8 protein-coding genes are annotated in these 6,635 nt (G+C 66.6%); 6 read left to right on the forward strand and 2 right to left on the reverse strand.

Going from position 1 to position 6,635, the window contains the following annotated elements:
- Nucleotides 1-226: hypothetical protein (locus H7841_17370; GenBank protein MEO5338633.1), on the reverse strand; the 226-nt coding region annotated here is incomplete at its 3' end.
- 61 nt (nt 227-287) lie between these two features.
- Nucleotides 288-908 carry a hypothetical protein gene (locus H7841_17375; protein ID MEO5338634.1) on the reverse strand — a complete coding sequence of 207 codons (621 nt, stop codon included), beginning with the start codon at nt 906-908 and terminating at the stop codon, nt 288-290.
- Between the two features lie 709 nt (nt 909-1,617).
- On the opposite strand from H7841_17375, the gene H7841_17380 reads away from it, so the two are divergent.
- The 6 genes from H7841_17380 to H7841_17405 form a co-directional block, all read left to right on the forward strand.
- On the forward strand, nt 1,618-2,232 hold the full coding sequence (locus H7841_17380) for a hypothetical protein (GenBank protein ID MEO5338635.1): 615 nt from the start codon (nt 1,618-1,620) through the stop codon (nt 2,230-2,232).
- Between the two features lie 381 nt (nt 2,233-2,613).
- Nucleotides 2,614-3,549: a phage protease gene (locus H7841_17385; protein ID MEO5338636.1), complete on the forward strand. Its 936-nt coding sequence runs from the start codon at nt 2,614-2,616 to the stop codon at nt 3,547-3,549.
- Nucleotides 3,550-3,552: 3 nt separating this feature from the next.
- Nucleotides 3,553-4,470, forward strand: coding sequence for a Mu-like prophage major head subunit gpT family protein (locus H7841_17390; GenBank protein ID MEO5338637.1), 918 nt, complete (start codon nt 3,553-3,555; stop codon nt 4,468-4,470).
- Between the two features lie 4 nt (nt 4,471-4,474).
- The gene (locus tag H7841_17395; GenBank protein ID MEO5338638.1) at nt 4,475-4,747 is read left to right on the forward strand and encodes a phage tail assembly protein; all 273 of its coding nucleotides are present in this window, start codon (nt 4,475-4,477) and stop codon (nt 4,745-4,747) included.
- A gap of 163 nt (nt 4,748-4,910) precedes the next feature.
- A complete protein-coding gene (locus tag H7841_17400; protein MEO5338639.1) occupies nt 4,911-5,048 on the forward strand; it encodes a hypothetical protein in 138 nt (45 codons plus the stop codon).
- A 13-nt stretch (nt 5,049-5,061) separates the two neighbouring features.
- Nucleotides 5,062-6,635, forward strand: a 1,574-nt coding sequence (locus H7841_17405; protein MEO5338640.1) for a phage tail tape measure protein, incomplete at its 3' end; no start/stop codon positions are given.

Raw genomic sequence — 6,635 nt, forward strand, 5'->3', positions numbered from 1 at the left:
CCCGCCGCTTCCAGCCGGCCGCGCCGGCCAGGCGGGTCAGCCCGGCCTTGGTGCGAGGCAGGCCGGGCAGGCCCATGGCGGCCAGTTCGGCCGCCTCGTACCACTCCTGCACCCGGTCGCGGTCGGCCAGCACCTGGACGAGCACCGCTTCCAGGTAGAGGGCGCGGCGCTTCAGATAGGCCCATTCGTCGGCATCCACATGGACCATGAAGGCGAATTCGGACATGGCATCCTCCTTCCGGACGGGCGAGGGGCGTCACCATCATGGTGACACCCCTCCCTCCGGCTCAGGCGTTGACGGCGCGGGGTTGCGGGTCGGCCGGGCTTTCGCCCGTGTCCCGCAGCCGGGCGAGGATGCGTTCGACGTTGGCCTTGTTCATGTTCACGGCCTGGCAGATTTCCTCCACCGTGTGGCCCTTGGCGGCGGCGGCGGCAATGGCCGTCTCCCGCGCCGCCTGGACGGTCTCGCGGGCCGTCATGACGCGAGGATAGGTGGCGCCGTCGACGCCGTCTCCGGCTTCGTCGGTGGCCGGCGGTTCGGTCGCCCGGCCTTCCCGCACGGCTTCCGCCAGTTCCGCCGCGAACTCCTCCTGCGCCGTCTTCAGATCGGCTGCCTGGTCAAGGGCGTCCCGAATCCGCGCGCTCCCGGCGATGCCCTTTTCGTGCTGGAACCAGGGCGTCCGCAGTTCATCCGAAGCGACGTTGATGGCGTGGGTCGCGGAAGCCAGCACCACGGACAGGCCGTGCATGGAACTGTTGAGTTCGCTCCGCTCGAAGCCGTTCAGGTCCTCGCAGTGGGCGAAGAAACTGTCCAGCATCTGCAAGACGGCGGCCGCATCGCTCAAGGCGTCGAGGGGATCACCGAAGTGGCTCGGGAATCCGAAGTAGAACTTGGTGATGGTGGTCATCGGGTGTCTCCATTGTGCTTGTCAAGGCAACGGACCTGCGGCAACCGCAAGCCCCCGGGTGTTGACACCGTCAATGGAACGGCCGCAGGACCTTTAGGGCTTTCGCCCCTGGACATTCGCCATGCGCACCCGGAGAGGAACCGGTCTTACTTGTCGTTTGCGTAAGGCACGTCTAGCGAAAGAACGCCCGGCAGTGCCTCGCCGCCATTGATGGGGTGTCAAGCCCGACCAGCATGATAGTCCCTGCCCCGCCCGCCGTCAATTTCGGCGTGTCCGGTCTTGGCGGAAGGGGGCGCCGGCCGGGCGGCCAACCGGCGCCGAGCCGACACCATCGGTCGAAGCCGCCTTCATCGGTGCCGGCCCTTCTGCGTCCCGCCGGGCCGACCGGGAAACGCCGTCACCCCGGCTTCATGGGTCAGCGTCGGCCGCCTGTGCCGGGGCGCCAGTAGGATATCCCGCCAGTCGTCGCCGTCAACTCAATGTAATGGTATGGGCCGATTTCCGGTTCCACAAGTGGACCGCACCCCCGGAACGAGTACCGGGGGGAAATGTGCCGTCCCCCCGGATAGAGTTCAGGGGGAATATGAAGGAAATGATTTCAAGAGGCAACGATTGCCTCTTGAAAAAAGCCCCACCAACGTTCGACGAAGCAAGAATGATCAAGCGCTAATGGTTAGCACTTGATCCGTGCCCCCCTGGAGAACCGCCCTTGTCCGATCCGCGCTTCCTCGAATACCACATCAACCAACTCCGGGCGGAAGTGGGGAATGAGGCGGTGGACAGCCTGTTGACGGAGTTCGCCGGGCAGGAGCTTTACGTTCCGAAGAAGGCAAGGCCGCATCAGCCGATTGCCGACGCCTGTGGCATGCCGCTCGCCAAGGCGTTGGCCAGGATGCGCGGGGGAGAATACATCCGCATTCCGGGCGAGGTGTCCAGCGGCGAAGGAACCGATCCATCCGACCTGCCGGAGATCGATCCTCGGTACCTTCCTCCGCTTCTCTCCGAACTTTGTGACAGGGTCGGTCCGAGTGGCGTTGCCCGGCTGGTCAAGGAATTCGGCGGGCAGGAAATCTACATCCCGATCCATCCCAGGAAAGGCCAACGACTGGTCGAGAAATGCGGCATGGATGTTGCCATGGCCTTGGCCGACTTGCGGAGCGGGGAACATAGCCATCAATCCATTCCGCGCGCCGCGGTCCTTGCCTCCAAGAAATTAGCCATCACGGCCCTGGCCGGTCGGGGATTGTCGACACAGGCAATCGCGAAGGAAGTCGGGAGCACCAGCCGCTATGTCCGGATGGTCATGAGCGGGAGTTGTGGATGATCCCCCTTCCGGCCCACCACAAGGAATCCGGGATCGGCGCGGGCGGGGGCGTTAGCCCGCCATGCTGCCTTTCCCGGCGGGGACGCCCGGTGTGCCGCCAGGCCGGGCGTCCCCATCGTCATGGGGAGAACGTCGCGAGCGTTCCGAGCAGATGCGCTACGGCCTCCTCCCCCGCGCGGCCCTTCCGGCTCCCCTCCGGCCGGAGGGCCGCGCCCCCTTGCCGGAAATCAATGATAATCGTTGCGCTTGATTTTGCCGGGGCCGGATTTTTCGCCCGCCCGTGCGCGGAAGGGGCCGGGGGGCATCTTGCCCCCACCTATCCCTGTAACGTGCGCGAAAACCCGTTCAACGACCGTTCAACGGCGATGCGGAGGGCACCCCATGAGTGAGACGGCCTGCTGCGCCATTCCCCTGACCACCGACTCCGACCCGAAGGGGCAGTGGGTCCACCTGATGCCGGCCGGCGAAGTTATCGCCCGCGACGGCCGGCGCTGGCGGAACCGCCACCCCGCCGCCGTGGTGGCGCGCAGCCGCGAACGGGCCGGCGCCGTTCCCATGCCGGTGGACTACGAACACCAGACGGACCATGCCGCGACGAACGGCCAACCGGCCCCGGCGGCGGGCTGGATCACCGGGCTCCAGGTCCGGACGGACGGCATCTGGGGCCTGGTCGCCTGGACCGGCAAGGCCAAGGCCATGCTGGACGCCAAGGAATACCGCTTCATCTCCCCCACCTTCACCCACGCCAAGGGGGGCGAGGTCATCGCCATCCTGCGCGCCGCGCTCACCAACGCCCCGGCGCTCGAACTCACCGCACTCGCCAAGACTGGAGGCACCATGGAACCCGATCTTTTTGCCGAACTCCGGACCCTGCTCGGCTTGCCGGCGGACGCCGACATGGCGGCCGTCGTGGTGGCCGTCCGCGACTTGGTCACGTCCCGCGCCACCGCCGAACCGGACCCGGCCAAATTCGTCCCCATCGGGGACTTCAAGCGCCTGACGGCCGAATACACCCGCCTGAACGCGGGCGTGGCGCGGGCCAAGGCCGAGGAGATGGTGGAAACCGCCATCGCCGGGGGCAAGGTTCCGCCCTTCTTGAAGGATTGGGCGGTGAACCTCTGCACCGCCAATAAGCCGGCGTTCGATGAATTCGTCGCGGCGGCCGGCGCCGTCTTCGGCCGGATCGCCGGTGACAGCGGGATCGGGACCTTTTCCCAGGACAAGGGAACCGGCGGCCTGTCGGAAACCGAACTGGCCGTCTGCAAGACGATGGGCCACTCGCCCGAGGACTACAACCGGCTTGGGAAAGGACGCTGAGCCATGCTGATCACCAACGACAACCTGGCCGGGGTCTTCCAAGGCTTCAGGACATCCTTCAACAAAGGCTTCGAAGGCGCCAAGAGCCATTACGCGGACGTGGCGATGATCGCCACCAGTTCGGCGGAAGACGAAACCTATGCCTGGCTGGGGCAGTTCCCCAAGCTGCGGGAGTGGGTGGGCGAACGCATCGTCCGGAACCTCATGGCCCACGGCTACAAGATCGTTAACCGCAAGTTCGAGGAGACCATCGCGGTGGGCCGCCCCAAGATCGAGGATGACCGCTACGGCATCTTCGATCCCATGTTCCGCGAGATGGGCAAGGCGGCGGCGGAGTATCCCGACGAGTTGGTCTTCTCCTTGCTGGGGATGGGCTTCTCCGAGGAATGCTACGACGGGCAATACTTCTTCGATGTGGACCATCCCGTCCGGCTGGACGGGGAACAGACGGTCAGCGTCAGTAACGTTCAGGCCGGGGCCGGCGCGCCGTGGTTCCTGCTGGATTGCAGCCGGGCCTTCAAGCCGCTGGTCTTCCAGGAGCGCATCAAGCCCGTTTTCACCGCCCTGGACAAGGAAAGCGATCACAACGTCTTCTGGCAGGACGAGTACATCTACGGCTGCCGCGCTCGGGGCGCCGCCGGCTTCGGCTTTTGGCAACTGGCCTTCGGGTCCAAGGCGGAACTGAATGCCGAGAACTACGAGGCGGCCCGCGCCGCCATGCTGAACATGAAGGGCGACGGCGGCCGGCTGCTGGGCATCAAGCCCGATACCCTGGTGGTCGGGCCGGGCCTGGAAGGCGCGGCCATGCGCCTGGTCAACAACGGCACGCGGATCGTGACGGTGGACGGCACGCCAGTGCCGGTCACCAATGAATGGGCCGGCACCGCCAAGCCCATCGTCACCGCCTGGGTTGGGGCGTAAGACCATGCAGGACGCCAACACCCGCGCCGCCGTCAAGCTGGCCCTGGACTTCCCCATCGCCATGGGGAATGGGGCTACCTACACGGAACTGACGATCCGCCGTCAGAAGGTCAAGGACGACCTGGAAATCGCGGCCTTCCCGACCGCCGCCGAGAAGGAGGTGGTGCTGTTCACCCGCCTTGCCGGTGTGGACCGCGAAGTGATCGAGGAAATGGACAAGTCCGACTACGGCAAGTTCCAGGACCTCGTGATGGGTTTTTCCAAGAGCCCGGCCTAGAGGACGCCGGCCGGGCCGTCCTGCTGCTCTGCCGCTTCACCGGGTGGAGCCTGGACACGGTGCTTGAGATGGAAACCGGGGAGTTCCTGGCATGGTTCGACAAGGCGGAACGATTGGTTTCCGAACTGCGCTCGCCCTTGGACCGGGATTAGGGACCCTGGACTTGCCGAAGATCGGCGCGGCCATCCCGCCGGCCATCGGTACGGTGTTCCCCCGGATCGGCGCGGCGGAGGATGGGGCGCCCGATCCGGTTGCCGCCCGCCTGGCGGAAAGCGTGAGGCGCCTCGTTCAGGTGCCTTAGGAAGGGAAAAGCCGTGGCCGACCTCGGAATCAGCCTGGTCATTCGTGGGGCCGTCGACGCCACCTTCGGCAATGCCATCGGCGCCACGCAAAAGGGCGTCGACCAGGTCGGCAAGTCCCTCGATAGGATGGACGCCAAGGGCAAGGCCTGGGGCGGTCCCGGCGGGGCCGCCGGCCATGCGGCCGGGGAAACCGGCCGGCTCGGGAGGGCCTTGGCCGAACTGAAGGCGCGGGCCTCCCAGGCCGGCGACGCCCTGGCCCGCATGGGGACCGTGGGGCACGGTGCGGCCGGCGGGATCGGCGCCGTGGCCTCGCGGCTTTCGACGATGGGAACCCTGGTGCAGGGGGTGACCCTCGGGGCCGCCGTGAAGGGCGCCATGGACTTCGAGGCGGCCTTGACCGACGTTGGCATCGTGGCCGAAATGACCAACGCGGAACTCGCGGCGCTGCGCGAACGGCTGATCGCCGTGGGGCGGGCGCAGAACCAGAGCAAGGACGAAGTTCTGAGAGCCTTCCGTGCCTTGACTTCCATGGGCCTGGACAAGGACCAGGCCAGCGCCGCGCTGGAACCCATCGCGCGGACGGCCACCGCCGCCAACGCCGATATCGAGGAACTGTCGCGGGCCTCCTATGTGCTGATCCGTACCCTCAACATCAAGCCGGAGGGGTTGGCCGGGGCTTTGGATCGGCTCGCCTTGGCCGGCAACAAGGGTCGGTTCGAACTGAAGGACATGGCGAAGTTCTTCCCGCAACTGGCGCCGTCGTTCCGGGCACTGGGCATGGAGGGAACGGCCGCGATCAACAGCCTTGGCGCCGCCCTGCAAATCGTCTCGGAAGGGGCCAGCGATTCCAGCCAGGCCGCCACCAATCTGTTGAACCTCTTCCAGAAGATGGCCTCGCCGGAATCGCGGAAGAACTTCGAGAAATTCGGGATCGACCTCACCCGCCTGCAAAGCGAAGCCCTGAAGAAGGGCGAGAACCCGATCAACGCCCTGCTGGACCGCATGGCCGTGCTGTTCAAGAGCGCCAAGGGCGACGTGGCGCGGGAAAACGTGATCCTCGGGGAGTTGTTCCAGGATGCCCAGGTTCAGGCGGCCTTGCGGCCCTTGTTGCAACAGACCGAACGCCTGAAAGCCCTGGAAAAGGAGTTGGCGGGATCGACCGGCGGCACGGTGGAAAACGCCTTCGCCCGCCGCATGGGCGATACGGCCGCCGCCGTCCGCCAGGCCCGCAATGAAATCGAGAACCTGGGGACGGCGGTCGGAAGCGCCCTCCTGCCGCCCCTGGGAGCCGTGGCGAGCGCCATGGCCCCGGTGATCGGCGTCATCGCCAACGTGTCTTCGGCCACACCCCATGCGACAGCGGCCGTGGTTGGGTTCGGGGTCGCCTGGAAGGTCCTGGGGACCGCCGTCGCCATGAGCCCCATCGGCCGGGCCATCGGCGTGATCGCCGTGGCCGCCGGCCTGGTCTACGACAACCTGGACAAGGTCAAGGCCGGGATCGGCGCCGTGGTCGACGCGGCCCAACCCATGATCGATTGGGTGGGGCGTCTGTTCAGCGACGGGCGCAAGTCCCGTGGCGTCAAGAC

The sequence above is a fragment of the Magnetospirillum sp. WYHS-4 genome (genome assembly GCA_039908345.1).
Taxonomy (GTDB): Bacteria; Pseudomonadota; Alphaproteobacteria; order Rhodospirillales; family GLO-3; genus JAMOBD01.